The sequence below is a fragment of the Streptococcus sp. FSL W7-1342 genome, assembly GCF_037966635.1.
In the GTDB taxonomy this organism is placed as follows: Bacteria; Bacillota; Bacilli; order Lactobacillales; family Streptococcaceae; genus Streptococcus; species Streptococcus salivarius_D.
On the sequence record NZ_CP150200.1, the window covers coordinates 1327731 to 1354490 of the forward strand.

23 protein-coding genes are annotated in these 26760 nt (G+C 40.7%); 2 read left to right on the forward strand and 21 right to left on the reverse strand.

The window, feature by feature from the left end; genetic code table 11:
- Nucleotides 1-43: 43 nt before the first annotated feature.
- The 4 genes from NSQ79_RS05985 to NSQ79_RS06000 all read right to left on the reverse strand — a co-directional run bounded on the left by NSQ79_RS05985 (nucleotide 44) and on the right by NSQ79_RS06000 (nucleotide 12088).
- Entirely contained in the window at nucleotides 44-4600 is a 4557-nt protein-coding gene (locus NSQ79_RS05985; RefSeq protein ID WP_045768855.1) for a glycoside hydrolase family 70 protein, read from the reverse strand.
- 429 nt (nucleotides 4601-5029) lie between these two features.
- The gene (locus NSQ79_RS05990; protein ID WP_339313356.1) at nucleotides 5030-9505 is read right to left on the reverse strand and encodes a glycoside hydrolase family 70 protein; all 4476 of its coding nucleotides are present in this window, start codon (nucleotides 9503-9505) and stop codon (nucleotides 5030-5032) included.
- Nucleotides 9506-9769: 264 nt separating this feature from the next.
- Nucleotides 9770-10792, reverse strand: a complete 1023-nt coding sequence (locus NSQ79_RS05995) for a glycosyltransferase family 2 protein (protein WP_061652380.1) — start codon at nucleotides 10790-10792, stop codon at nucleotides 9770-9772.
- A gap of 33 nt (nucleotides 10793-10825) precedes the next feature.
- Nucleotides 10826-12088 carry a carbohydrate-binding domain-containing protein gene (locus NSQ79_RS06000; protein WP_049528828.1) on the reverse strand — a complete coding sequence of 421 codons (1263 nt, stop codon included), beginning with the start codon at nucleotides 12086-12088 and terminating at the stop codon, nucleotides 10826-10828.
- A gap of 376 nt (nucleotides 12089-12464) precedes the next feature.
- Here NSQ79_RS06000 and NSQ79_RS06005 point away from each other — a divergent pair, with 376 nt between their 5' ends.
- Together NSQ79_RS06005 and NSQ79_RS06010 are read left to right on the forward strand one after the other, a co-directional pair.
- Nucleotides 12465-13244: a polyphosphate polymerase domain-containing protein gene (locus NSQ79_RS06005; RefSeq protein ID WP_049528825.1), complete on the forward strand. Its 780-nt coding sequence runs from the start codon at nucleotides 12465-12467 to the stop codon at nucleotides 13242-13244.
- Nucleotides 13237-13920, forward strand: coding sequence for a DUF4956 domain-containing protein (locus tag NSQ79_RS06010; protein WP_004182674.1), 684 nt, complete (start codon nucleotides 13237-13239; stop codon nucleotides 13918-13920). The genes NSQ79_RS06005 and NSQ79_RS06010 overlap by 8 nt, the downstream gene beginning before the upstream one ends.
- A gap of 135 nt (nucleotides 13921-14055) precedes the next feature.
- Here NSQ79_RS06010 and NSQ79_RS06015 read toward each other — a convergent pair whose 3' ends face one another.
- The 17 genes from NSQ79_RS06015 to NSQ79_RS06095 all read right to left on the reverse strand — a co-directional run bounded on the left by NSQ79_RS06015 (nucleotide 14056) and on the right by NSQ79_RS06095 (nucleotide 26760).
- A complete protein-coding gene (locus tag NSQ79_RS06015; protein WP_224119022.1) occupies nucleotides 14056-14646 on the reverse strand; it encodes a hypothetical protein in 591 nt (196 codons plus the stop codon).
- Nucleotides 14647-14686: 40 nt separating this feature from the next.
- Entirely contained in the window at nucleotides 14687-14833 is a 147-nt protein-coding gene (locus tag NSQ79_RS06020; protein ID WP_004182676.1) for a hypothetical protein, read from the reverse strand.
- Nucleotides 14834-15035: 202 nt separating this feature from the next.
- Complete coding sequence (gene hisE, locus NSQ79_RS06025) at nucleotides 15036-15350, reverse strand: phosphoribosyl-ATP diphosphatase (protein ID WP_045768861.1); 315 nt, start codon at nucleotides 15348-15350, stop codon at nucleotides 15036-15038.
- 8 nt (nucleotides 15351-15358) lie between these two features.
- Entirely contained in the window at nucleotides 15359-15697 is a 339-nt protein-coding gene (hisI, locus tag NSQ79_RS06030; RefSeq protein ID WP_004182677.1) for a phosphoribosyl-AMP cyclohydrolase, read from the reverse strand.
- The gene (gene hisF, locus NSQ79_RS06035) at nucleotides 15694-16452 is read right to left on the reverse strand and encodes an imidazole glycerol phosphate synthase subunit HisF (protein WP_004182678.1); all 759 of its coding nucleotides are present in this window, start codon (nucleotides 16450-16452) and stop codon (nucleotides 15694-15696) included. Before hisF ends, hisI begins: the two co-directional genes overlap by 4 nt.
- A gap of 1 nt (nucleotide 16453) precedes the next feature.
- Nucleotides 16454-17173, reverse strand: coding sequence for a 1-(5-phosphoribosyl)-5-[(5-phosphoribosylamino)methylideneamino]imidazole-4-carboxamide isomerase (gene hisA, locus NSQ79_RS06040; RefSeq protein WP_004182679.1), 720 nt, complete (start codon nucleotides 17171-17173; stop codon nucleotides 16454-16456).
- A gap of 48 nt (nucleotides 17174-17221) precedes the next feature.
- Entirely contained in the window at nucleotides 17222-17830 is a 609-nt protein-coding gene (gene hisH, locus NSQ79_RS06045; RefSeq protein WP_045768862.1) for an imidazole glycerol phosphate synthase subunit HisH, read from the reverse strand.
- The gene (hisB, locus tag NSQ79_RS06050) at nucleotides 17827-18411 is read right to left on the reverse strand and encodes an imidazoleglycerol-phosphate dehydratase HisB (protein ID WP_149561274.1); all 585 of its coding nucleotides are present in this window, start codon (nucleotides 18409-18411) and stop codon (nucleotides 17827-17829) included. The genes hisH and hisB overlap by 4 nt, the downstream gene beginning before the upstream one ends.
- 19 nt (nucleotides 18412-18430) lie before the next feature.
- Entirely contained in the window at nucleotides 18431-19714 is a 1284-nt protein-coding gene (gene hisD / locus NSQ79_RS06055; protein WP_164332248.1) for a histidinol dehydrogenase, read from the reverse strand.
- Nucleotides 19711-20361, reverse strand: coding sequence for an ATP phosphoribosyltransferase (gene hisG / locus NSQ79_RS06060; RefSeq protein ID WP_045768865.1), 651 nt, complete (start codon nucleotides 20359-20361; stop codon nucleotides 19711-19713). Before hisG ends, hisD begins: the two co-directional genes overlap by 4 nt.
- Nucleotides 20354-21334: an ATP phosphoribosyltransferase regulatory subunit gene (locus NSQ79_RS06065; RefSeq protein ID WP_045768866.1), complete on the reverse strand. Its 981-nt coding sequence runs from the start codon at nucleotides 21332-21334 to the stop codon at nucleotides 20354-20356. Before NSQ79_RS06065 ends, hisG begins: the two co-directional genes overlap by 8 nt.
- Nucleotides 21331-22383: a histidinol-phosphate transaminase gene (hisC, locus tag NSQ79_RS06070; protein WP_045768867.1), complete on the reverse strand. Its 1053-nt coding sequence runs from the start codon at nucleotides 22381-22383 to the stop codon at nucleotides 21331-21333. The genes NSQ79_RS06065 and hisC overlap by 4 nt, the downstream gene beginning before the upstream one ends.
- A 771-nt stretch (nucleotides 22384-23154) precedes the next feature.
- Nucleotides 23155-23544 carry a hypothetical protein gene (locus tag NSQ79_RS06075; protein WP_048790760.1) on the reverse strand — a complete coding sequence of 130 codons (390 nt, stop codon included), beginning with the start codon at nucleotides 23542-23544 and terminating at the stop codon, nucleotides 23155-23157.
- Entirely contained in the window at nucleotides 23525-24448 is a 924-nt protein-coding gene (locus NSQ79_RS06080; protein WP_070849136.1) for a phosphodiester glycosidase family protein, read from the reverse strand. The genes NSQ79_RS06075 and NSQ79_RS06080 overlap by 20 nt, the downstream gene beginning before the upstream one ends.
- Nucleotides 24449-24609: 161 nt before the next feature.
- Nucleotides 24610-25344: a PHP domain-containing protein gene (locus NSQ79_RS06085; RefSeq protein WP_164332256.1), complete on the reverse strand. Its 735-nt coding sequence runs from the start codon at nucleotides 25342-25344 to the stop codon at nucleotides 24610-24612.
- 8 nt (nucleotides 25345-25352) lie between these two features.
- Nucleotides 25353-25997: a TIGR01906 family membrane protein gene (locus NSQ79_RS06090; protein ID WP_164332247.1), complete on the reverse strand. Its 645-nt coding sequence runs from the start codon at nucleotides 25995-25997 to the stop codon at nucleotides 25353-25355.
- Nucleotides 25987-26760, reverse strand: a complete 774-nt coding sequence (locus tag NSQ79_RS06095; RefSeq protein ID WP_164332246.1) for a TIGR01457 family HAD-type hydrolase — start codon at nucleotides 26758-26760, stop codon at nucleotides 25987-25989. The genes NSQ79_RS06090 and NSQ79_RS06095 overlap by 11 nt, the downstream gene beginning before the upstream one ends.

Consider the following 26760-nt stretch of genomic DNA (forward strand, 5'->3'; position numbering starts at 1 on the left):
TAAAATATAAAAAGGAGAACCAAAGTCCTCCTTTTTATATCAATTAGTTTAGCACTCTAGGTGGATAAGCAAGACCATTCTTATCAAAGTAAACGTAAACTCCTGGTTGAATTTCTATCCATGTGCTAACAGCTCTCTTACCACTATCACCATAGTAATAGCTAATTCGACCATTGCCAGCACTTACTGTTTGACCTTTTACTTGTTTACCATCCTTAGCGAAGAAATAAGTATCGTCACCAATTTTAACTTCACCAGTCACTGACTTACCATTAGCACCAATGTAGTACCAGTTGTTGTCGCCTGTTGTGAAAAACTCATTAGTCAAGCGTTCACCTGTTGAAGCATTATACTTACTATAAGTACCATCTGCATTCTTAACAACACCACCCTTAACTTGGCTTCCGTCTGCATTAAAGTATAGGTGTTGGCCATTGATGACTTGTGCACCTGTAACAGTCTTACCATTAGCGCCTGCATAGTACCAAACATTGCCATCAGTTGTGAAGAATTCGTTAGTCACTAGCTCTCCAGAACCTTCTTTGTACTTGCTGTAAGTACCATCTGCATTCTTAACAACGCCACCTTTAACTTGGCTTCCATCTTCATTGAAGTAAAGTTTTTGACCATTGATGACTTGTGCACCTGTAGCAGCAACACCGTTTGCATCAAAGTAGTACCACTTACCATTGATATTTCTCCAAGTATCCTTGATACCATTACCAGTGTGTGCGTCAAAGTAATAAGTTTTACCTTTAAAGGTTACTAACTTATCTTTAGCTTGGAAACCGTCTTCTCCAAAATATTGTGTGAAACCATCAATAACCGTAACACCTTTGGCCATGACACCTTCATTAGTGAAGTAACGGAATTTCACAACCTTAGATTCTTTACCGTCTTTATCAGTTTCAGAAACATCAAATTTAGTGTAACCACCCTTGTACATTTGACCTTTAGAGTTATAAAGGTAGGTATTACCATTAGCATCAATGTAGAAGGCATTACTCAACATGATACCATTTGGTAAGAAACGATAAACGTCTTTACCATTTGGTGAGTATTCACTGTTAGTAACCATGTGACCACGAGCATCAAAGTAGTAAGTGTTACCATTGAAGGTTACAAAGGCAGATTTAGCTTGTGTACCACTTGTACCGAAGTAAGTGATTCCTTTACCATCACTTGAGAATCCAGTAATAACCTTTTCTTTACCTGTCAATTGAAGAGGAATGAAGTTACCTTCTTTAGTGACAGTGAAATACTTACCAGTTGCTTCATCGCTAAGTACATAGCCAACACCACGTTCAAGAACGTTTGTTCCGTTGAAGTATTCAGCCTTCCATTGTTTCAATTTAACAGAATCATCAATTGGTTTACCAGTTGAAATCATGTTTACCTTGAACATTTCAGGGTACTTAGCTTTAAGTTCAGCCAAGAATTCACCACCGTATTTAGCTTGGTAATCTTTGCCTGATGACTTAGAGTTAGCCACATAAAGTGAGTGGTCAATGATAGCGTCCGCAATCTTACGACCAGCACCATCAGTACGAGTCGCTGTTACAACTTCTTTACCTGGCAATTGGTAAATTTGGTCTGGAACCCAGTCAGCGATTGCTTGAATACCAGCCTTATGAAGTGCTTTAAGAGCATCACGTAGATCTTCTTTAGAACCGTATTTATTGTTCTTACTCATGGCAAGATCGTAACGGTCTGCAAAGGCATAACCATTTTGGATAACTGAGTCAAGGAAGGTACCATCGTCAGCAGATACAAATTGAGGTGCCATTTCAAATGATGTTACACCCCATGATTTGAACAAATCAACATTTTCAGCAATCTTACGGTTAGTATAGACTGAAGGATCTGAACCATCTGGAATAGTTTGAAAGTTAGAGAAGCCTTCGTAGATTAATTGTGAATCATAAGCTTCAGTCGCTTTAAGAGTCAATTCACCCTCTTTTTTAGCTTCTGTTGAAGGCGCTACTCGGATATCTTGATTATCTGAAGCTCCAACTGGAACCCAAACTGCTACGAAACCAGACATATCAAATGTTTCATAACCCTTGATGTCATTAGCACCGAAAGTCAAGACACCGTTGCTGTCTGTTTCTTTAACGTAACCTGCTGCGATTGCATCTGCATCAGATGTAAAGTTCTTGATACCATCAGCTGTACCAACAATCAAAGCACGGTATTTTTGGTTGGCATGGATTTTACCCATTTCAACATTAAGTTTAGCTGATTGATCCAAATTCAATTTTGGATTGTTAGCTACAAGTGTTACCTGACCAGAAGTACGGCTGTATTTAGAACCTTCTGTATCATTAGCTGTCATAATGTCTTTACCATAACGTACTGAAGTGTAGACTTCATTTGTGCGGTAAAGTTCAACATCTGAATTGTCCATCTTACCATCAGTTGGCAACCAGTATGAACGTTGTGCTTGCCCACCAGATACATACTTGATACGACTCTTCATCAAGTTAACAATGGTATCGTAATATGGAGACTTAGTTTCCATGTAGTGACCATCATCTGTATAAAGGTCTCCATAGTAGACACGAGTGATAGTTTCCATGTTTTGCAACATAACCGCGTAAGCCGCTGGGATGTTGTTAAGCGTATATTTTTTGTCGCTGCTGAGCATGTCTTTGTTGTAAATCTCAAAGGCTTGCTTCATTTCAGCATCAGTAATCGTGAAACCATCTGATTTTGGATTGATTTCTTTCTTGATGATTTCAGCAATAATATCTTGAACGTTGTTATCATGGGCACGGATAAAGACGTAATTTCCTGACGCATCTCCGTATTTCTCGTTATATTTACCGATTGTAGACTGTTTAACTGTTCCGTCTTCGTTATAGGCCTTGCTTCCATCTTTGTTAATCCAATCAGTCTTTTCATCACGTTGTGTCGTGTTGAAAGTATTGTTATACAAAGGACTTACAGCTGGTGTACGTTCTTTGATTGGTTTAGCCAATGAGAAGAGGAGAGCCAAACGTTGTTTGTTTTCCATAGCAAGCGCAGCGCCATCTGTCTTGTCATTGTAGTGGTTGTCATTAAGGCTCCATGCTTCAAGGACTGAGATGTGAGCAAGAGCGTTTGCTTCAGATTTGTTAACACCATAGTACTCACGGAAGTAGTTTGTGTAGAGTTGAAGCATGTCTGCATCGACATTATCTACCGCGTCGACACGGATACCATCGAAGTTAGCATCCTTGTCACCCATAACGATTGAACCCCAGTTCATAAGGTAGTGGATTTGGTTCAATTGTTCCGCTTGAACAACTGGGTTTGACAAATCTACGTCATTAGCTAGCAAGAAGTCGAAACCACCCATGTGGTTTGGATCTGATTGCTCATCAAGAATTGATTTATCAATTGTACCAGTCTGGTTAGTTGCTGTACGGTTCAAACGACGATAGTCAGAATTCGCCCATGGTGTACGTGAATCATTCACATAAAGAAGGGCACCACCTTGAAGGTGATCTTCGCCGCCACCTTTAGAGTAGTTTTCAGTTTCTTTGTTCCATTGTGGTTGTGTCTTAACAAAGGCAGAGATAGTTTCACGCAACCATTGTGTTGATTTTTCAGCCTGAATCTTTTGCTCAATCTTGATTTGAATGTCCTTAGCAGCAACTTTCAAAGTTTCTTGCTTATCTGTACTTGAATATTTAGCATCCAAGTTAAATACTTTAGACATGTAGTTCAAGTAGTTAACTTGTGTATCTACATTTGGCCACCAAGCCATCAAAAGTGGACGGAAATCTTCTGCAGTTGATGCTTGCCAAGTTACACCATCTTTGATGATAGAAGCTGGACGGTACCAGCTATCTGCAGTCAAATAACCATCAATCAATTCAAAGCTAGCTTCAGATGAATCGTAGGCACGGTTATTTATTGAGAAACCATCAACAATATTTGTTGTTCCTGGTGTGAAAGAGTATGTTGATGAACTTGTAAGAGCACCATCTTTACCGAAGTAAAGCAATTGACCATTTACAGTAATGGCAAAGTTTTCTTTGTGTGAACCATCTTCATTAACATAGTAATATTTACCATCAATGTTTTTGATGTTTTTCAAGGAAAGCGCAGCTTCTACTTCTGAATCTTTCAAAGCAGCTTCTGGCGCCTTAACTTCTGTATTAACAACTTCAGCCTTCACTGTTGCTGGTTGTTCTTCTGCTTTTTCAGTTGTAACAGCTGGTGCATCTGTTGTCACAACTGCTTCTTTATTTGGAACAGCTGCCACTGCTACATCAGCTGTTGTTGCTGTTGTAGCTGCTTCAGCTGTTGCTTGTGTGTTCGTTGTAGTCGCTGTTTCTACAGCATTTGTTTCTTTAGCAGGTGTTAAAACATCTGCTTCTTTTGTATTTGTACGTTTATCGGCTTCTTTGGTTGCTTCAGGAGAAGTAACTAAAGAAGCTGTTGTACCTGAATTTGATTGAGTTACTGTCTTATCTTGAGTTTCATCCGCTGAAACTGAAGATGTTGTTACAGACAATCCTCCCAAGACAGTAGCAAGTGCTACAGAAGCAACTGCAATTGTAACCCATTGCTTCTTAACTTTATGAAGCTTATAGTGTATCTTATTTTCCATTATAATTTTCCCCGTGATTTTATTTGTCAAAATCAGACTGAAATCTATCCGATTTCAAACAGTTATATTATATCATTATTTTCTAACTATTTCTCGAATTAATTGTTTTTTTATAAAATATATATTACATAACATTAATATTAGAAAAACTTTGTAACACACCTATTTCATAGGTTTTCAATTCTCATTTTCATATCATTTGATAACTAAAACTATTTTTCATAAAAGCCGCCAAAGTCCTTGATACAATAGCTTTTACAATGATTCTGACTCAAAATTGATATTTGTCAGATTTTTTCTTTAAGGAGCATAAAAAGGCAAAATTTCTTTAAACGATTCTCGTTTTCAAGAAATTTCACCTATAAATTCATGTCAAATCATATCGTTTTTCACTTAATCTCTCAGATTAAGATTAGATTGATTGATTATTTATTTATCAAAATCAGCATAACCATTTTCATCGAAGAAGACAGTCGTACCGTCTTGGAAAGTAATCCATGTGTTTGTCACACGTTCTCCAAGAACTGATTCGTAGTATTCTACTCCTTTTGGTGTGCTGATTGGGCTACCTTTAACTTGACGTCCCAAATTATCAAAGTAATATTCTTTACCATCGATATTTTGGCGTCCTGTTACAGCCTTACCATCTTTGAAGTAGTACCAAACATTGTTACCAGTTGTCAAGAAACGGTTATTGAGACGCTCACCTGAATCTTTGTCATAGTAAGAAAGTGATCCGTCAGCATTCTTAACAAAGTCGCCTTTGACTTGACTACCATCTTCTTTGAAGTAATAGTTTTTACCACCAACACTATAGGCACCTGTCACGATTTCACCATTATCTTTGGCGTAGTACCATGTCTTACCACCATCAAGAGTGAAGAAATCAGATTTGACTTGGCTTCCATCAGCATTGAAGTAATAGTTAAGGTGGTCAATCGTTTGACGACCTGTAGCGAGGTTACCATCCTTATCAGCATGGTACCACTTGCCGTTCACTTCGAAGAACTTGTCTTTAACCTTGTAACCATTATCTACAGTGTAGTAGCTAATCTTGCCATTTTCAGTAACAAATTCACCTTTAACTTGGGCACCATTTGCACGGAAGTAATAGTCGTGACCGTCCAAAGTAAGGGCACCTGTCACATTTTTACCAGCTGCATCACGGTAGAACCATGTTGAGCCATCTGTTGTGTAGAATTCACCCTTCTTAGCTTGTGCATAGCCTTGATCGTTGAATTCATACCAGATACCATCGATTTCTGCCCAACGATTTGTGTAGGCATTACCTGAATTTTTATCAAAGAAGTAGAGTTTTCCGTCTGGAGTCACATACTTAGTACCTTTAGCTTGGAAGCCATTTTCATCAAAGTATTGCAATCCTCCACCAGCATAAGTCAAGCCAACAGCCATTTCTCCAGTTGGTGAGAAATAACGGAATTTAGCTTCTGTTTCTGAAGTACCTTCTTTCGGTACATCGAATACAAAGTAACCATCTTTGTATTGCTCACCAAAGCTACCAAAGTAATAATATTTACTATCTTGTTGATAAATAGAATCACGAAGCTGTACACCATTTGGCAAGAAGAAATAAGTCTTACCATCGATATCTTGACGACCAGTCAACATATAACCTTCTTTATCGAAGTAATAGTAATTTCCAGCATATTTAATGAAAGCATTCTTAGCTTGGAAACCACTATTATCAAAGTAGGCCATACCCTTACCATCATAGTAGAAACCTGTCTTACCACCTTGGTCTGTCAAAGGTTTTGGCAAGAAGATGCCATTATCAGTAACTTGATAATAGCGACCAGTAGCATCGTTACTGAGAACATAACGATTACCACGACCAAGGATATTAGTACCATTCATGTACTTAGCAGACCATTGCTTGATTTTAACAGATGGATCAATCTTCTTACCAGTTGATATCATCACATCTTCAAACAACTGTGGATATTTCTTTTGGAGCTCATCAAGGAACTCACCACCATATTGAGCTTGGAAGTCCTTACCTGATGATTTAGAATTTGCAACATATAAAGTGTTATTGATATAAGCATTGGCCTTTGGAGTACCATAACTATTTGCACGTGTTGCTGTTACAACTTCTTGTCCTGGCAATTGGTAAAGTTGATCTGGAACCCAGTCAGCAATTGCTTGAATACCTTGCTTGTGAAGCGCCTTAAGTGCATCACGAAGATCTTCTTTAGAACCATATTTGTTATTCTTACTCATGGCAAGGTCATATCGGTCAGTAAAGGCATAGCCATTTTGGATAACAGAATCAAGGAAGGTACGGTCATCAGCCGATACAAATTGAGGAGCCATCTCGAATGATGTGATTCCCCATGACTTGAAGAGTTCTGCATTTTCTGCAATCAATTTATTAGTATATTGGCTATCTTTTTCAACAAAATCTTGGAAGTTTGAGAAACCTTCATAGATAACTTGTGAGTCCAATGCTTCAGTAGCAGAAAATGTCTTGTCAAGTTTCTTATCTGAACCTTTAACACGGATATCTTGGTTATCAGGTGCACCTACTGGTACCCATACACCAAGATAACCTCTCATATCAACAGTTCGATACCCCTTAATCTCATCTCCACTAAAAGTCAAGTTCCCTTCAGCATCAGTGTATTTAATTTTTCCAGCTGCTGCTGCATCATTCTCGTAAGTGACAATTCCCTTATCAGTACCAAGAAGTAATGGACGGTAGGCTTGGTTAGCATGAAGTTTACCCATGTTAACTTTCAACGTACCATCACCCAATGAGAAATCCTGATTATTGGCAATAAGAGTCAACATACCAGAATGTTTACTTGTTTCTGCTACACCCGTAGTTTGGTCAGCAGTCATAATATCTTTACCGTAACGAACAGATGACAAGATTTCTTTTCCATTGAACGTGTCGACTTTCATCGATTGTCCACCTGAAACATATTTCATACGGTTCTTCAAGAGTGTTGTGATAGCATCATAGTAAGGAGACTTGGTAGCCATATATTGGCCGTTATCCGTATAAAGATCTCCATAATAAACACGAGTTACCTGCTCCATATTTTGAAGAATCAAAGCATAGGCGGCTGGAATATTGTTAATAGTATAACGTTTTTCTGCCTTCTTCATATCTTCATTATAGATTTCAAAGGCACGTTTCAATTCAGCATCAGTCATGGTATAACCATCTGATTTTGGATTGATTTCTTTTTGAACAATATCACGAATGATATCTTGAACAAGGTTATCATGAGCACGCGCAAAGATATAGTTAGCTTGTGTATCTCCATACTTACTATTATTTGTACGGTCTGTCAAACTGCTAGTAATCAAATCTTTCAATGAAGAGCCCGAACCATAAAGTGCACCCATAATTGCATAACGAAGGTTATTATCCATGGCAAGGGCTGCACCATCATGTTTTTGATTATAATCATTATCATTTAAATCCCAAGCTTCAAGGATAGAAATGTGAGCGAGTGCATTAGCTTCAGATTTATCCACACCAAAGGCTGCGCGGAAGTAGTTTGTATAAACTTGGAGAAGGTCTGCATCAACATTATCAACTGCATCAACACGGATACCATCAAAGTTAGCATCCTTATCACCCATAACAATTGATCCCCAGTTCACAAGATAGTGAATTTGGTTCAACTGCTCAGCTTGCACAACTGGGTTTGAGTTATCAACGTCATTGGCAAGTAGGAATTCATAACCACCCAAGTATCTTCCTGTACCATTTAGAGAACCATCTTGGTTACTTGGTGTACGGTTAAGCAAACGGTAATCGGAATTTGCCCAAGGTGTCTTATCATTATTGACATAAAGAAGAGCTCCCCCTTGAAGGTGGTCAGCAAGGGTATAGTTTTCAGTTGTAGTATTCCACTGGTCTTGTTCTTTTACAAAAGACTCAATTGCTTGACGAAGCCATTCAGTTGATTTTTTAGCTGAAATTTCTTGTTCAATCTTAATTTGAATTGTCTTAGCAGCTGCATTCAATTCAGATTGACTTTGGCTAGTTGAATACGTTGCGTTAAGGTTAAAGTGTTTAGAGAAAGTATTGAGGTAGGCAACTTGTGTATCTACATCAGGCCACCATGCCATCAAAAGTGGACGGAAGTCTTTCTCAGTTGATACACGCCATTTTTCACCATTTTCCAAAATAGTAACTGGACGGTACCAGCTGTTTGGTGTCAAGTACCCATCTACCAACTCGAAGCTTTCTTTCTTAGAATCGTAAGCACGGTTATGTGAAGAGAAAGCATCAACTAGATTAGTTGTACCTGGTGTGAATGAGTGTGTTGATGTGCTTGTCAAAGCACCGTCTTTACCGAAGTAAAGCAACTGGCCATTAACTGAAACAGCAAAATTTGTTTTGTATGAACCATCTTCTTTGACATAATAGTATTTACCATCAACTTGTTTGATGTTGTCCAAAGAGAGTGCGGCTGTTTCTTCTTTTTCAGTAACACCAGATTTTGGTTTTTCAGCTACTGTAAGCGTTGTATCTGTCGCTGCTGCAGCTGGTGTTTCTGTTGTCGCACCATTTGCTACTGCTGCACGATCTGTTGTTACTGGTGTTGCAGTATTAGTAGTTGTATCTGCTGCAGTGGTTGCTGCCGCAGGAGTTTCGACTGTTGCAGCATCAGCAGCCTTGTCAGTTGTTGTTGCTGTCGCATCTGTCGTAGCAGTTGCTGCAGGAGCGGCTACTTCATGCGTTTCAACGACAACATCGCTTTCAGCTGTCGTAGAGGCAACTGGTTTAGTTGTTTCATCAGCTGAAACTTTTTGATTGGCAACTGTAGCACCACCTACGATAGAGGCAAGTGCTGCCGAAGTGACGGCAATCGTCACCCACTGCTTCTTAACTTTGTGAAGCTTATAATGTACCTTTTTTCCCATTTTAGGTCCTCATTTCATTTTCCTAGTTTGAATAAAATCTACATAATTCAAACAATTTCATTATAGCATATTTTTTTCAGTCAACCAGAGTCTTTATCAAATCATTTCATTTTTTAATCATATTGTAAATTGATTAACATTTCGACAAATATTAAAAACTACCGAATGTAGAAAACGGTAGTCTTTTTCTATTTTTAGGAAAGTTTTTAGAGGTAATTTAATAAGCTATCTCTATTCAATCAGTAGCAATTTAAAAGTCAGCTATTAAGCAAAAACGACGTTATGTTGGACCCTGTAGCTAACTAAAAAGAGCAAGGTTTCTGTGACTAATTTTGCCAGAACCAGTCCTAAACCAATAGCAACTAGACTACTAAGTAAGAAATAGTTACAGGCCAGGAGGACCAAGACCAACATAAAGTAACGAACACTCGATCTAAAGAGAGAGCTTGTCGGATTGAAGACCACATTGGCGTTCAGCAAACACTGGCTGGAAGCCGAAATCACACGAGCTAGCACGACCGAAAGGAGCAGATTTTTCGTCAAGGCAAAGAGCACAAATAAGGCTGTTGCATCAATGACTGAGGCCAAGACGGCCGTGCCAGAGAACTTTAAAAAAGGGCTGTAAATACGGATGGAATCACGAATGGGCCGAAAGTGCGAACTTTTATTTTCCTCCAGATAAACGGTTTCGATAGGGACTTCAGAGATTTGGTGGCCTGATTTTTTGGCTTCAAGCAACATATTAAACTCATACTCGAAACGATTGCCGTCCAGGTTAAGAAGCCATGGAATCAGGTCGGTTGACATGCCTCGAAGTCCTGTCTGAGTATCTGTTACCTTCTGACCAGTTACCAGATGGAAGAGCCCTGCAGTCACCTTGTTGCCGATGCGACTACGTGCTGGTACCTTACCAACAAAGGCACGCGCACCTAAGATAAGATGGCTTGGATTTTCCTCGGTTGCCTTGGCCACACGGACAATATCTTTAATCAGGTGCTGACCATCACTGTCAACTGTGACTATAGGTTGAGCCGAAAGGTGCTGACCGACTACTTCTTCTTGAATATAAGCGAAAGCAGTCTTAAGAGCAGCTCCCTTTCCTTTATTAATCGGATGAGTTAGGACAGTCGCTCCAATAAAAGCCGTTTCGTCGTAATAGTCGTTATAGCCTGGGCCACTCCCATCATTAACAACAATAATACGGGCTTTAGGGAGTTTTATGGTAATATCTTGAACCACCTGAATCAGGCGTTTGTCTGGTTCATAAGCTGGAATAATAATATACATAGGCACTTCCTTTCTGTTTCATCCTATGACTCTTTAGTGACCTCCTCCAAAGCCACCTGGTTGTCCACCACCTTGGGGACCACCGCCACCAGGCATTGAGTTTTCAATCTTAGTTTGTTTCTCACCATTGATAGTAATGTCACCACCGGTATAGGTCGCTGAACCATCGAAGTCAAAGCCAGACTGACCAGTCAAATTGATTGTTCCACCCGATACAATAATATCGCCGTTAGAATCGATTGGGTCGGTATCGCCCTGGCCAACCTCAACATTTAGGGTTCCACCGGTCATCTTGAAGAAAATCTCACTTTGACTGGCATTAGCATTGGCCGCATTGACACCATCATCCGTTGCATAGACATCGATGTCTCCGCCATTGATGGTCACAGATTTACCTTCGATACCTTCAGTTGATTTTTCAACCTTGTAAGTACCACTATCAATAATCAGGTCGCCGGACGCATGGATACCGTCGTCACCAGCCTTGATGGTCATGGTATTGTCAGATAGATACATGGTACCTGCTGAAGTGTCGTCATCATTGTCGACCTTAACAGCATCTTCCTCAGCCTCAATGGTCATGGTTGTTCCCGTGATGTTGAGTTCATCATTGACATTGAAGGCATCACCAACTGAGGTAATCTTATAGGTACCACCAGTCATATGAAGGCTGTCATTGGCTTTAATACCGTTATTTTTCTTGGCATCAATGTTAAGAGTACCTGAACCGTTAATGGTCAAATCTCCTTTAGAGAAAATCACGGCATCCGCATCTTCATCACTATTAGAACTTGAATCAGAGAGGGTACTTGTGGTGCCATCTTTGAGGGTCAGATAGACATGACCAGCACTTGTGGCATTGATGGCTGCATTTGTATTCGTCATGGTAACACCATCTAGAACAATATGGACATCATCTGAATCGCCAGCGTCAACCTTGATTTGCACACCATCAGATTTTCCAGAAATCACATAGGTACCAGCTTTGGAGATGGTTACGGTTGAACCTGACACGGCTACGCCATCACCTGAAACATCCGCAGATGAGCCTGACAACTTAATCTTAGAGGCAGAACTTTCATCATAAGATGTGTCTGAATCTTTTGAAGTAAAATAGTTGCTGTTGTTCTTATTTGTTTTCTTACTGGTCGTTGCTGTTACAGCACTTGTTTTTGAAGTCGTGCTTGACGTCGTCCCAGTTGACTGACTGCTTGATTGGCTACAAGCCGTCATGACTGTTAGGGCTGTCGCACAGGTTAATAAAGTCGTCCATTTTTTTAGTTTTTTTGATTTCATATATTTTTCCTCCCGGGTTCGTTTTAGATGATTACAGTTTACGGGACTTACCTAAAACATTTCTAAAGGATAACTGAAACTTATCTTAAGTTAAGTTTGGTGAAAGTTTGATTTAGGAAAACTTTCAGAAAAGTCCCATAGACTAGTAGGCAAGCAAATGAATACTTTATATAGTAGTACTTTTGCTCTCAATTTAATTTTCTACTAAAAAAAGCCAAATCTTGAAGTGAGGGCTTTGTATCTTATCTAAGTGAACACGCCTACAACTCGTGGGAAAAGATGGGACCTGCTTGGAGTTAAACTCCTTCGACTGTTCCCCCTCTTTTCCTGAGCGTTGCTTTACGGCTTTGTATCTTATCTAAAAAGGAGTTTTTTCATGGTTAAACAATTGGAAACACGTTTTAAACGTATTGAAACAAAATATGTGGTCTCAAAGGACAATCTTGAAGACCTACTCGCTGATCTTAAGGAGTATTTAGTGGAGGACGATTATCCGACTTCTACCATTTCAAATATTTACTTTGATACGGATAATTTTGACGTCATCCAAGATGCCCTAGATGGTAATCACCGTCAAGAGAAAATCCGTATGCGTACCTACCTAGCCAATCCTAAAATTGATAGTAAGGTCTTTCTAGAGGTTAAAGCCAAAGATGATGAAGGAATCGGTCATAAGTTTCGTCTCGTTTCAACACCGCTTGCCATCACTAACTTGATGACAGACGGTAAGAATCATGGTCAAATCACTGACCGCCAGCTATTACAGGATATCCACCACTTACGTCAACGATATAATGAGGGGCTTAAACCTCGTATGTATATCTACTACGACCGTTTTTCGATGAAAGAAAAAGAGACTATCGAAGGCTATGCCTACAATAAAGTTCGTGTTACCCTTGACCAAAATTTGACTTACCGTGATGAAGACGTCAGTCTCTTTAAGGGAAATCATGGTTTTCCCCTTCTTGATGAAGATACGATTATCATGGAAATCAAAGCACCTGGCAAAAAGCCTGACTGGCTTCAAGCTATCTTAGATAAACATGGTTTGGAAGAGCAGAAATTCTCAAAATACAGCTGTGCCTACCATAAATCTCAAGGTCTAGACTACGGTCCACATCCAGTTCAGGAAAAAGGAGCTGCTGCCTATGTCTAATCTCTTCAATTCTATCTTTAATGATGCGACCGCAACCGCTAGTCCCCTTCAACTCATGCTGGCCTTACTGGTCAGCCTTGTTTTAGGATTGGCTCTAACCTGGACTTATAAATACCGAACCCTCTACACCAGAGAATTTGTCATTAGTTTGACCCTGCTTCCATGTTTGATGACCCTAGTTATCTTCCTTGTCAATGGCAGTTTGGGGACCTCTATCGCCGTGGCAGGGACCTTTAGTCTCATTCGTTTTCGTTCAGCGACTAGTGGTTCCAGAGAGCTAATCGCCGTCTTTATGGCCATGATTATTGGTCTGGCATCTGGGACAGGATATCTCTTACTGGCTGTCCTCTTTACCATTTTCCTTCTAGCTGTTTGGCTTCTTTTGGAAAATCGTCAAAGTCGTACCGACAACCAACGTCGTAGACTCCTGACCATTAACGTCTCCTACCAAGACCTGATTGATCAAAAAATCACTAAAGCCCTGCTCAATTTCACCAGTGAATGCGACTTGATTTCCCTTAATACCACAGGTGGAGGCGAGACCATGCAACTGGTCTACGAAGTGGACTTGAATCCCCAAGTGGACGACTTCCAATTGACTAATCATCTTATCTCAAGTATTGAAAATTGTGACCTTGCCCTAACCAAAAAGGCTAAAAAGAAAAAGAATTTGTAAGACAAAAAGACATCTCCGACTGATTTTCGGAGATGTTTTTACATGTTTTGAGGTTAACATTTTCACTTAGCTGTAACCCCACTTTTAACGGCCTAGTATGGCAGTCTAGCTTATCGATCAAAATCAAAATACTTTCTAATCATCTTCATCTTGGACAACCTTACCATCTTGTACGTTAAAGGTATAGCCAATGTGATTGTAATTATCTTCATCAATTGAGTAAAAATAAAATTCGTACTCTCCGTCTGGTAGCTTGCTAGCATCCAGTTTAGTTGTGGCCTCTTCTAAATCTTTCTTACTAGTATTATCTGTATCGCCTACTTCTATTCTCATAGTAACAAGGTGTTCTTCAATCATTGTTTGGTAGGGAATTTGATAATACCCATAAAAATCATCCTTCCCGTTTTTACGGTTTTCCTCAGCTAAATGCTTTTTACGATTACCAGCCTCTTGATCAATCGTAGTATTATCGCTGAAGGAGAATTCTTCGATATCAAGGCCTAACGATTGCTTTTTAAGCTCCTTAAAGAGTTTTTGCTCTTCTTTTTTTACAGATTTTTGTTGTAAGTAGCTTTCCCAGTAATGACCAGGGGTCTTATATTCTTCACCATTAACTGTCCAGTCCAGGTTAAAAGTAATTTGTGAATCTAATGATATGGTTTGATTATCGTAGGTTTCCTCTGAATAGGTATAATCAACATAAATACCATCTGAATCTAGAAACACCTTTTTGATAAGCTTAACTTGGACCTTTCCCTTAAAACCATTATGAGCCAAGATTTTTTGCGTTTTTTCCCCTAGCCTTGAAGTAAGAATTTGGCAGTACAACTTTACAACCAACTAAAAGACTAGAACAGAGGAGGAGAATAGCTAAGCAAGAAAGCTTTAAAATATTAGGAGTATTTTTCTTCATAGGACATCCTTCCTTTCCTCAATGATTTGTATAAATAAGCACACCAAATCCTTCAAATAAAACGAGCTTTCTTCACTCCTATTATAGCATTTTAAAGCGCTTTCTTATGCTGGTTAGAAGGCAGAAGATTAGGATTTCTCCAGCAAAAAAGCCTGAATCACTTCAGGCTTTTCGTTTTAGTCTCAATCAGTTGATATAATCCTCAATAATCCGTTACTTCTTTTCGGTCATGGACATTGCTTTGTTTGCCTTGACGGGCTTTAAGTACGGCTTCAATGTCTTCAGGGCTGACCCCTGTTTCAACGAGCATGACTGCTAGGTGATAGAGAACGTCTGCTGTCTCGTTGGCAATTTCTTCTTTATCAGCATTTTTGGCCCCAATCACAACTTCTGTTGCTTCTTCGCCAACCTTTTTAAGAATCTTGTCTAGCCCCTTGTCAAAAAGGTAATTGGTATAAGATCCTTCTTTGGGATTTTTTTTACGATCTAAGGCTTCCTTATAAAGTGTTTCTAACATAGCTACTCCTATCTATCTTGATTGTCATCATATATATCCGTAAAGAAACAGCTGTAGGCTCCTGTATGGCAGGCTGCTCCTTCTTGTTCCACAGCGATAAGCAGGGTGTCCTGATCACAATCTGTCTTGATGCTTTTGACATGTTGGAAATGGCCAGATGTGGCTCCCTTATGCCAAAGCTCATTTCTGGAACGGCTCCAGTAATGCATTTGTTTGGTCTCAAGGGTTAACTGATAGGACAGCTCATTCATATAGGCCAACATGAGCACCTGTCCCGTCTTGTAATCTGTCACAATGACTGGTACCAGTCCGCCTTGTTTGTCAAAATCAAGTTTAACCTCTGTCATTGTCTCACCTCGATTCCTGCATTTGCCAAGACTTGTTTGGTTTCGCCTATATTTACCTCACCAAAGTGGAAGATAGAGGCTGCCAGAGCACCCGTCGCTGTTGTCTTTTCAAAGACTTCTACAATATCCTCAATATTTCCTGCACCACCAGAGGCAATGATTGGAACATCGACGACCTCCGCTACACGATTGAGCATTTCCAAATCAAAACCAGACTTAGTGCCGTCCTTGTCCATGCTGGTTAAGAGAATTTCTCCAGCCCCCAAAGCGACGACTTCTTGAGCCCATTGGATAAGGTCCCTACCTGTATCCTTACGGCCGCCCGCCACAAAGACATGCCAGCTCCCATCAGCCATCTTTTTAGCATCAATCGCAGCCACTACACACTGATTCCCGAATTTTTGAGCACAATCAGCAATTAGTTGCGGATTGGCAAGGGCTGAGGAATTGACGGCAACCTTGTCAGCACCGGCTTTGAGCATCTTGTTCATGTCTTCAACTGAACGGATACCACCACCAACCGTGAAGGGGATAAAGACCTGATCGGCAACACGACGCACCATATCAACCGTTGTTTCACGATTATCCGAAGTCGCTGTGATGTCCAAGAAAACAAGTTCGTCACAACCAGCTTCATAATAAGCACGCGCAGAATCAACAGGGTCACCAACATCTGTCAGATTCACAAAATTAACCCCCTTGACAACACGGCCATCCTTGACATCCAAACAGGGAATAATACGTTTCTTAAGCATATTAACCTCCGAAAGCCTTGAGCTGGTCTAATGTGATATTGCCGTTATAGTAGGCTTTGCCGACAATGGTTCCTGCCACACCAATCTCTTCTAGGTGATCTAAGTCAGCTACTTCTGCAATTCCACCTGAAGCAATGACTTTGGCGGTTGTGAGTTCAGATACCAAACGTTTGTAGTGATCAAGATTGGGTCCTGTCAGTGTGCCATCTCGATCAACATCAGTATAGACAAAGAGGGTTACGCCCATCTTTTCCATTTCCTTAGCCAAGGTGATGTAGTCCACATTGCTTGTTTCCAACCAACCTTCGGTAGCGACAAACCCTGCCTTGGCATCAATACCTACGACAATTTTATCGGCACCAAATTCCTCTAAAGCTGCTCGAACGAAGTCAGGATTTTTAACGGCCATTGAACCGATAATGATACGGTCGATGCCAACTTCCAAATAGTCACGAATCTGCTCCAAGGTACGGATACCGCCACCAACTTCGATGCCAAGTCCAGAAACCTTCTTGACCTCTGCAATCAAGTCACGGTTAGTGGCACGACCATCTAGGGCACCGTCCAAGTCGACGACATGAATAAATTGAATGCCCGCATCCTTAAAGATCTTTGCCTGCTCAATAACATCTGGATTGACAACGGTTTGTTGGTTGAAATCTCCTTTAAAGAGACGAACAGCCTGTCCATCCTTAATATCAATTGCTGGTAGAATTTGCATCTCCCCTACCATCCTTTCTAAGTGAAAAAACTTTGCTCTCAAGAGCTTTTAGGCTTTGCATAAACCTACAAATTGTTCAATAATACCTAAACCAATATCACCTGATTTTTCGGGATGAAATTGAGCTCCATAAACATTGTCTTTATGAATCATGGCTGGCACCTCGATACTATAATCTGCGGTAACATCAATATATTGGCTAGGGACATCCGTGAAATAACTGTGAACGAAGTAGACAGCTTGGCCGTCTAAACCATCTGTCAAAGGGCTGGCTTGCTTAACAGCCAAATCATTCCACCCCATATGTGGGACAGGTTGCTCCTTGCTGGCTGGAATAGTACGGCAAACACCTGGAATAAAACCGAGACCATTTGTTTCCTCATGTTCCAGCCCTTTTTCCGTTAAAATCTGCATGCCTAAGCAAATTCCCAAAAGAGGAACTCCCTGTGCGACGGCCTCTTTGATAACAGCTACCAAGCCTCTTCGCTCAAGCTCTGCCATGGCTGTTGGATAAGCACCCACACCAGGTAAAATCAAACCATCTGCAGCTAGGATTTTTTCTTTATCGGCAGACAACTCTGCAGTCACACCAATCTTTTCAAGGGCACGCAGAACATTGGCGGTATTCCCCGCATCGTAATCAATGACGATAATCATAGCATCCCCTTTGTTGAGTTTACGCCATGAATATCAGGATTAACCGTGATAGCCTCACGCAAGGCACGTCCTGTTGCCTTGAAGAGACTTTCTGACTTGTGGTGATTGTTTTTTCCGTGGAGAATCTTGAGGTGGAGATTCATCTGAACATTGAAAGCCAAGGCTTGGAAAAATTCTTCTACCAATTCTGTGTCAAAATTACCCAATTTTGGATTATCAAAACTAGCATCAAAGACCAAGTAGCTACGTCCAGACAAGTCTAAACTTGCCATTCCAAGGGTTTCATCCATAGGTACAAAAGCCGTTCCATAACGGTTGATACCTGCTTTATCGCCCAAGGCCTCTTTAAGAGCTTGACCAAGGACAATACCGACATCTTCAACAGTGTGGTGACTATCAACCCAAAGGTCGCCATCAGCCTTCACCACCAAAGACATACGGCCGTGACGGGCAAACAAGATCAACATGTGGTCAAAAAATCCGACACCTGTTTGAATATCTACTGGTTCTTGAGCATCCAAATTGAGGCTTAACTTAATTTTGGTTTCAAAGGTATTACGTTCAATTTCTGCTTGTCTCATAACTTCTTCCTCTACTCTCTCAATTATTGTCGTTTCTGACTTCAATAGCCTTAGCGTGGGCCTGCAAACCTTCCGCATAAGCCAAGTTTGTGATATCGTGTTGAGCCTTATTGACTGCTGCTTTGTCATACTGCGTATATTGGATACGTTTGACAAAATCGTGCACACCTAAAGCTGATGAAAATCGGCTAGTTGCTGTCGTTGGAAGAACGTGATTGGCACCAGCATAGTAGTCACCAATTGGTTCACTGGTAAAGTGACCAAGAAAGACGGAACCAGCATTCTCCACTTTTTCTAGATAATCATAGGCGTTGTCCATAGCAATTTCCAAATGTTCTGGCGCAACCAAGTTCATGAGTTCAAACATAGCATCTGTATCATTGGCAATAATAATTCGGCCGTTATTTTCGATAGATGGACGAGCAGTCGCCTCACGTGGCAAAAGCTTGAGTTGTCGTTCAATCTCACTTTCAACTCCATCAGCCAAGGCTTGAGAATCTGTTACCAAAATGGCGCGTGCACGTGTATCGTGCTCTGCTTGAGACAAGAGATCGGCTGCCACATAGGTTGGATTAGCGCTACTATCAGCAATAACACCGATTTCTGATGGTCCTGCAATCATATCAATACCGACAATACCGTAAACTTGCTTCTTAGCAGTCGCCACGAAAATATTTCCGGGACCTGTAATCTTGTCAACCTTTGGAATCGTTTCTGTACCAAAAGCCAAGGCCGCAACCCCTTGAGCCCCACCGACTTGATAAATGCTATCCACACCAGCCAATTTTGCGGCTACTAGAATTGCAGGAACAAAGTGTTCTTGTGGCGGCGTAATCATAATAATCTCTTTAACCCCAGCAATTTTAGCAGGGATGACATTCATAAGAACTGATGATGGATAAGCTGCAGTTCCTCCAGGCACATAAACACCTACACGATTGATGGGACGAATCAATTGACCACGAATAACACCCTCACTTGGTTGGTCCTCAAAACCAGCCTCCAACTGATGCTTGTGGTAAGATTCAATGTTTTCTTTGGCATTAACTAGGGCTTGGTAAACCTCTGGATCAATCTCTTTAAAGGCTTGATCAATCAAATCCTGTCCAACCTCAAAATCAGTCAAGTCAACCTTATCAAATTTAGCTGAATAGTCACGAAGGGCCTCGTCTCCTCGTTTTTTGACATCCTCAATAATGGCTTGAACCGTGCTTTCAACGTCTCTATTTTCTTTTGAAAGTTCCAATTGCTCCTGATAAAGAAGCTCAGCAATTTCTTTATTTGTTCCAGTTAATCGTTTCATTCGAACGGTACCTCCTCGTTTCCTACAAGTGATTCAATCTTGCGAATGAATGGCAGGACTTCCTTGTTATTTTTCAAAGAAGCCTTGTTCACAATCATTCGTGCTGAAATACGGCAAATATCTTCATAAACTTTTAGGCCATTTGCAACAAGTGTATTCCCTGTTTCTACAATATCTACAATGGCATCTGCTAGACCAATGACGGGGGCAATCTCAACACTCCCTTGAATCGAAATGATTTCGACATCCTCACCCTTTTGATTAAAATAATTCGTCGCAATGGTTGGATACTTGGTCGCAATACGTTTACGCTTATGGTCATCAGGGTTATAGTCTTCTGTTGATGCTACGGAGAATTTACAAAGACCAAAATTAAGGTCTAGCATTTCCAAATAACCTGTCGGATGTTCGACCAAAACATCCTTACCGACAATCCCAATATCTGCGACACCATGTCGTACATAGGTAGTCACATCTGGAGCTTTAACCAAGAGAAAACGGAACCGGTTGTCAGGACTCTCGAAAATCAAATTACGTCCCTTATCGGCCATGAAAGACATATCAAAACCAGCTTTTTCCAGTAATTTAACCGTATCTTTCTCAATACGTCCCTTGGTCAAGGCAATTGTGATTTGATTGCTAGTCATCCAAGTCACCTCCAAATTCCACATCGTCATGTACTGCTTGATAAACTGAGTCAATATCAATGGCCCAGCCAACCGCTGTTAACTCGGTAGCTCCAAAGCGTTCAAATAGTTTATCGTAACGGCCACCTGATACAAAGGCATCTGGTACCTTGTCACCGAAGACCTTAAACATCATGCCCGTGTAGTAAGGCACTGCTGGCAATTGAGCCAAATCAAGCGTCGTCTCTGGGAGACTATCTGATAAACGATTGGTTAAAACTTCCAAACTATCCAAGGCCGTCAAAAAGGCTTCACTATCTGTTAACTGTCTAGCCTTGACCAGGACAGCATTTGTCTCACCAAACAAGAAGGGTAACTGCTCCAAGACCTTGTCATATTGACTTGGATTTTCTTTGGTGAACTCCTTAAGACCGGTAATCGATTTATCACGGATATAGGCCGCCAACTCTGCTTCTTTTACAGCTGGAAGGTTTAATTCTTCAAAAATGAGTTGTAGGAGGCGGGCATGTGAAAATTCAAACTTGTAATTTTTGACCCCTGCAGCATCTAGAGCCTCTTTAGCAGAAGCTATTGCTTCTTCCAATGCCTGATGAACTGGAAAACCAATGATTTCCACACCAGCCTGCGTATGCTCATTGGACAAGCCACGCATCTCCTCATTGTAGTTAAAGACTTTTCCAGAGTAAGAAAATTTGATCGGTGTATGAACTTGCGTCGAAGCAATCACACGCCCAATTTGGCTGGTAATATCAGGACGTAAACTAACAAGATCTCCATTTTTGTCAAAGAAATTATAGTTTCCATTGTCCACAAGATCACTAAAGACTTCGAAATGCTCTAAGGTTGGTGTCTCAATCCGAAGAAAGCCCTTTGTCATCAACAAGTCACAGATACGGTGTTCAATCTGATACATGGTACGGGCACGTTTGAAAAGTTTATCGTGCATTCCTAAGGCTAATGTCGTTTTTTTCATGCTTGTAACTCCTGTATTGTCATTAATACGCGCTCCATCTCATCCTGCGTCCCAATAGAAATGCGTAGTCTGTCTGAAATACGCTCCACTTTTGGAAAATAACGGACATAAATTTTCTTACTTTGGAGGTAGTCAAACAATTGACCTGCAGTCACTCCGTGAGGTTTGACCAAAACAAAATTAGTTTTTGAAGGTAGGATATCAAAACCAATCGCCTGCAATTCTTGGCTAAACCAGTCACGTGTTGCCATAATCTTAGCGCAAGTGTCCTCATAGTAGTCCCAGGACTTAACCGCTGCAGTCGCCAAGACTTCCGCAATGCTATCCACATTATAGGGGTTAACTGAATTCTTGACGGCATTGATTACAGCCATTAGTTTAGGACTTCCTATGCCGTAACCGACACGCAGGCCAGCAAGGGAGGCATCCTTAGAAAAGGTCCTAGTGATAAACACATTGTCATACTTTTCTATGAGCGGTAAGGCCGTCTCCCCACCAAAGTTAATATAGGCTTCGTCAATAATCACAACTACTGACAGATTGGCCTTTACAATCTCCTCAATTTGATTGAGAGGTTTATAAATACCTGTTGGTGCATTTGGATTTGTAATGACAATCCCACCATTTTCAACCAAATAATCTTGAGTATCAATCTCAAATGAAGAGTTCAAGGGCACTTCTCTAAATGGGATGCGATACAAATCTGCCCATACCTTGTAAAAACCATAGGTCAAATCTGGAAACAAAACTTCTTCCTCGCTATTAAAGAAAGCTAGAAAAGCCATTGATAAAATATCGTCTGACCCATTTCCAATAATCACTTGATCAGCAGGAACACCTAACTGTTCAGATAAGGCTTGACGCAAAGCCGCTTGATCCAAAGTCGAATACTTGCGTAACTGATGGGCATCAAAGGATGCTAAAGCTTGATGGACCGCTGGACTTGGTCCATAGGCATTTTCATTAGTATTCAACTTAATGATATTTTTCTCAGCAGGCTGACTACCCGCCACATAGGGTTCAATCTTTCGTAATCCTTTGATTTCCATAGTTTATCCTTTCTGTTCAACTCCGACCAAGTGTACGGCTAGCTACAAATACTAAAAGCAAGGGTAACAAAAAACGCCCTCGCAAAAACAACTTTTGCAAGGACGTTGGCACGTGGTTCCACCTTAATTCGAACAGGGGTCACCCCCTCTTCCTCATGAAGTCACAAGGTCTCTCTTGTAACTCCTAGTCTCTAACGGAACCACCCGTCGTACACTACTGTCATCCAGAGTTCGCATACGCTCTCAAGAATGTGTCGTCTTTGATCTCATGCGTTCTCAGCTTCCCGCATTCTCTGTGAAACGATCTGACTTTTTCTATCAACGATTTCGATTTTAGTTTATTTTACCTGAAAATTCAGAACAAAGCAAGTCTTTTTTGTATATTTTTATAAAAAGTTGAAAATCATGTATATTTAATAGCAGAAACAAGCCTTTTAAGACTTTTCTTAGGTGATGACGGACGCGGGTGAAATGATTCGGTGGGTGATTCTAGCTATCAAAAAAGTTCCATGCCTAAGTTTTGAACCTCATGTCTCAAAAATCCCTAGCGCCGGAAACACGATAGATTAAGGCACTTACATCACTATAGACAGTCTCGTTCTATCTAAATTCCTATCACAAAAAAATCAAGCTCAGTTATTTTTTATGAAAATGTCTTTAAGCAAATTCCTCATTTAAAATAATTTCTTCATTTTATGGTTTGTATATTTATCCTAAATATTTTTTCAATGCAAGACAAAAAGCCTGAAGCACAGCTCCAAGCTCTTATGGTTAAGCTAATTTTCTAGGTCTGATAAATCCTGTCATAATACTCAAACAAAGTAGCCCCGCAGCAACATACCAATAAGGCATATCCACGCTAGTCGTACGACCTGAAACCTCAACGATTCCCTTAACCAGACAAGCACTAGCTACAACTGCAATAGACGAATTAAAGAGTAGTTTTGAAAGACGTGTTCTCACCCAAGACATACCCACTCCTGTTAGCAGATAGATAAGTGCTCCAGCTAATGGGGCAAAAAACATCATACGCATAAACATGGACGATTCCCCATAAGAAAAGCGTTCATAGACAAAGGTAAATAGAAGGCTGAAAATAGTTAAAGCAATGTAAGTGAAAAAGTGTTTGCTGGCTGATTTTTTAGTAACCGATGTAAACAATATCGCTCACCGCCCTTTCTGAAATTTTGTTTCCGTTTGTGGTTGGCTTGTTAATGACTTGACCATTGAAGTACATAGTAGATGAGCCACCACCGTCAAGGTTATAGGCTGTCGTCACACCATAGGATTTCATCAACTCTGCCATTTCATAGAGGGTCAACCCTGACGATTCACTGGTACGACCATCAGAAACAATGACAATATAGTGCACACTGCCATCACTCTCTTCGATGACTCCGATGGCTGTACGTGGATTGTCAGCCATAGCTTGACCAACCTCTTCATTTTCCGATACAGCTATCTTGCCATTTTCAACCAAGGTTGGACCAAAGGCGAAGGTGTTCACCACACCTGAATCGACCAATTTTTGAGCTGTTGTATCGCTCTCCTTAAAGGTCTTGAAGCTACCATCTGAGTATACTGCAAGGTCCTCGTAGTCACTGTTTCGATCAGTATCACGATAGACTTGACCATTTTTAATCACATAGCCCGACTGGTTAGCTCCATAATAGTCACCATTGATGGCAAAGATTGCATTATTCTGCTGGGCAATACTTGAAGTAGTGTCGGTGATGTTAGTCCCATAGGTATTTTGTGCCAAAGCCGTTTTAAGGTAATCTGCACTCGAAAGCTTGATATCTGCCACATAGTATGTGGTATCACTGGTTTTACCTGTCGTGATTTTGATATCCATATTGTCATCTTTATAAGTCGTATCCGTCTTAGTTACCTTACCAGTACTGGTAGATGCCGTCGACGACGCTGTGGTTGAACTAGTTGTATTGGCTGAAACCGTTGAGACCGCTGAGGGAATGACAAAGACCTTTAAGAGAGAGTAAACATTTGCCCCCATCAGAAAAAGGGTAAAAACTAAGGCATAGGCATGCCTTTTGAGAAATTTCATAGAAGACCTCCAATTTTGAAAGATAAGATTGAAACCATATGTTCCTTTTACTTGACATTAGCATAACAAGCGAAGCTTAAAATCTTCTATAATTCCCATAACCACGCCTTTTCTTTAAGCTTTCCTTAAGAAAAAGACAGCTTCAGTTGAAGCTGTCTTCGCTATATAATCATATCTTTTGTAATGCCAAATTCTCTCAAGATCTCCTGAATCTTGTCAAAGTTCAGACGGAAATGCTCCAACTTATGACCATCAGACCCAATAGAATACTTACGACATCCCAAATCCCTAACAAGGCCTAGGGCATAACGGTAAAGGCCCTCGTGATGATAGAGGTACATACTCTTTGCATTCAGTTCAAAAGCCAAATCATTAGCAATCATTTTCTGGAAAATACGTTTGAGTTGTTCTTCATAGACTTTTAGCTCATCAACAGTCACATCAAACAGGCGGAAACCATAGTCAAAGTGGGCCAGAACATCTGCGTCCACACGACCAATAGCGTACTCCAACTTGTCCAGATACTCTTGAATAATGCTTGCCTTGTCCATATCCGCTACCTCATCATCAAGATAATCATTGACCCCATTATGGTGAACAGATAAAAGTTTGAGATCATAGTCCTTACCATCCAGAAAGTCTAAAATATCCCTTTCCCTAGGCTGGTAGTAACCAATCTCGATACCACGTTTAATACGATTGCCATACTTACGGTTAAGACTTTCAATCTCACGACTATAGGCCTCATACTCGGGCACATCATCCTGTTTGGTATAAGGATTAGAGAGATCATAATGCTCAGTCGTTACAATCTCCCCATCAAAATGCCTCAAATAATCAGTAAAGTTCGCATCCGAATCATAGGAATGATGGGTATGCAAATGGTTATCACGAATAGACATAACTACTCCTTATTTTTCAAATACATTTTAAGCTGCTTACGGGCCAACCAGGTCAGACTCACCATGATTCCCTCATAGACAAGAAAGAAAATGACAAAACACTGAAGGAAATACTCTTCTGGCAAAACATTGATAATCGGGTCCAACATTGGATTAAAGAGCCAACTGCTATCCCCAGGAAAGAGGGCTTCATGAAAGAGCGTAAAAAACTCATCAAATCCGAGAAAAAGTCCCACAACCCCAATAAGGACCGGCAAGAGTGCTAGACTCATATAAAGTTTAGCGTAAAGACCAAAGGTCCCTTTCTTCACATTTCGCCAAAGAAAAGTCAGAGCTGGATAGGCCAGTAGGATAACAAGCCCCTGTACCAAATGAAAGAGCCACTTCACATCATGAAAATGCTTAAGTCCACTCTCCGACGATGGAAAATCAGGCATGGACAGATGACCAACCCAAGGAAAGGTCAAGTACTTCATGAGGATATTGAAATTATGCCAGAGCTCTGTCTTGCCAAGAATGACATAGTTCAAAAGATGCATCCAATCAATATCAAAATAATAAAAGCCCCATGCCAGATAAATCGTCACTAGGATAGACAGGGCCAAGAGCCAAATCGGAGTCAGAACAGCCTCAATTTTAGTTCGCATCAAAATCCCACTCCACTAGACTAGAAAGTACATGGTCGGGTTTTACTGGTAAATTCGCAACCTCTTCCGCCTTGGTAAATCCAGTTGTCACAAGAAGTGTTGGAAAGTCATTTTTAATGCCAGCTGTAATATCAGTCAAGTAATTGTCACCAACCACGATAGTTTGGCTACGTTCTGTCCCAAGGATTTCAAGAGCCTTGTTCATGATAATAGCTTCAGGTTTACCGATAATGATTGGTTTCACGCGTGTTGCTGCCTCAATAAGGGCTAAAAGGGAACCGGCACCTGGAAGAAGGCCGCGTTCTGTTGGGATATTCAAATCTGGGTTTGTCCCAATAAACATAGCTCCTTTATGGATGGCAAGCGTTGCCTTTACCAACATTTCATAAGTGACTTCACGATCCAAGCCCACCACAACATAGGCAGGATTTTCCTCATCTACCGTATACCCCGCTTCCGCAATTGCAGATTTAAGTCCAGTCTCACCGATAACATAAACCGTCTTACCACGATTCATATCATTCATATAGTCAACTGTCGCCAAGGTTGCTGTATAAATGGTCTCAAGAGGCGTTTCCAATTCGCACTGATTACGCAAAAGCTCTTGGACCATTTCTGGTGTACGCATACTGTTATTCGTCACAAAAAGATAGGGAATCTGACGCTTCTGCAACTCCTTAACGAAGGCTTCTCCCTCAGGAATGCGGTCCTTCCCCTTGTAAATAGTTCCATCTAAATCAATCAAATAACCTTTATATGTCAT

What these genes read in the sequence shown, in the direction of transcription:
- hisD (WP_164332248.1), bottom strand. Translation starts at nt 19,714, where the DNA reads ATGAAACGATTAACTGGAACAAATAAAGAAATTGCTGAGCTTCTTTAT.
- NSQ79_RS06065 (WP_045768866.1), bottom strand. Translation starts at nt 21,334, where the DNA reads ATGAAAAAAACGACATTAGCCTTAGGAATGCACGATAAACTTTTCAAA.
- NSQ79_RS05990 (WP_339313356.1), bottom strand. Translation starts at nt 9,505, where the DNA reads ATGGGAAAAAAGGTACATTATAAGCTTCACAAAGTTAAGAAGCAGTGG.
- NSQ79_RS06005 (WP_049528825.1), top strand. Translation starts at nt 12,465, where the DNA reads ATGGTTAAACAATTGGAAACACGTTTTAAACGTATTGAAACAAAATAT.
- NSQ79_RS06080 (WP_070849136.1), bottom strand. Translation starts at nt 24,448, where the DNA reads ATGAAATTTCTCAAAAGGCATGCCTATGCCTTAGTTTTTACCCTTTTT.
- hisF (WP_004182678.1), bottom strand. Translation starts at nt 16,452, where the DNA reads ATGCTTAAGAAACGTATTATTCCCTGTTTGGATGTCAAGGATGGCCGT.
- NSQ79_RS06000 (WP_049528828.1), bottom strand. Translation starts at nt 12,088, where the DNA reads ATGAAATCAAAAAAACTAAAAAAATGGACGACTTTATTAACCTGTGCG.
- hisE (WP_045768861.1), bottom strand. Translation starts at nt 15,350, where the DNA reads ATGTTAGAAACACTTTATAAGGAAGCCTTAGATCGTAAAAAAAATCCC.
- NSQ79_RS05985 (WP_045768855.1), bottom strand. Translation starts at nt 4,600, where the DNA reads ATGGAAAATAAGATACACTATAAGCTTCATAAAGTTAAGAAGCAATGG.
- hisG (WP_045768865.1), bottom strand. Translation starts at nt 20,361, where the DNA reads ATGACTAGCAATCAAATCACAATTGCCTTGACCAAGGGACGTATTGAG.
- NSQ79_RS06095 (WP_164332246.1), bottom strand. Translation starts at nt 26,760, where the DNA reads ATGACATATAAAGGTTATTTGATTGATTTAGATGGAACTATTTACAAG.
- hisH (WP_045768862.1), bottom strand. Translation starts at nt 17,830, where the DNA reads ATGATTATCGTCATTGATTACGATGCGGGGAATACCGCCAATGTTCTG.
- hisI (WP_004182677.1), bottom strand. Translation starts at nt 15,697, where the DNA reads ATGACAGAGGTTAAACTTGATTTTGACAAACAAGGCGGACTGGTACCA.
- NSQ79_RS05995 (WP_061652380.1), bottom strand. Translation starts at nt 10,792, where the DNA reads ATGTATATTATTATTCCAGCTTATGAACCAGACAAACGCCTGATTCAG.
- NSQ79_RS06090 (WP_164332247.1), bottom strand. Translation starts at nt 25,997, where the DNA reads ATGCGAACTAAAATTGAGGCTGTTCTGACTCCGATTTGGCTCTTGGCC.
- hisA (WP_004182679.1), bottom strand. Translation starts at nt 17,173, where the DNA reads ATGCAAATTCTACCAGCAATTGATATTAAGGATGGACAGGCTGTTCGT.
- hisC (WP_045768867.1), bottom strand. Translation starts at nt 22,383, where the DNA reads ATGGAAATCAAAGGATTACGAAAGATTGAACCCTATGTGGCGGGTAGT.
- NSQ79_RS06020 (WP_004182676.1), bottom strand. Translation starts at nt 14,833, where the DNA reads ATGAAGAAAAATACTCCTAATATTTTAAAGCTTTCTTGCTTAGCTATT.
- NSQ79_RS06010 (WP_004182674.1), top strand. Translation starts at nt 13,237, where the DNA reads ATGTCTAATCTCTTCAATTCTATCTTTAATGATGCGACCGCAACCGCT.
- hisB (WP_149561274.1), bottom strand. Translation starts at nt 18,411, where the DNA reads ATGAGACAAGCAGAAATTGAACGTAATACCTTTGAAACCAAAATTAAG.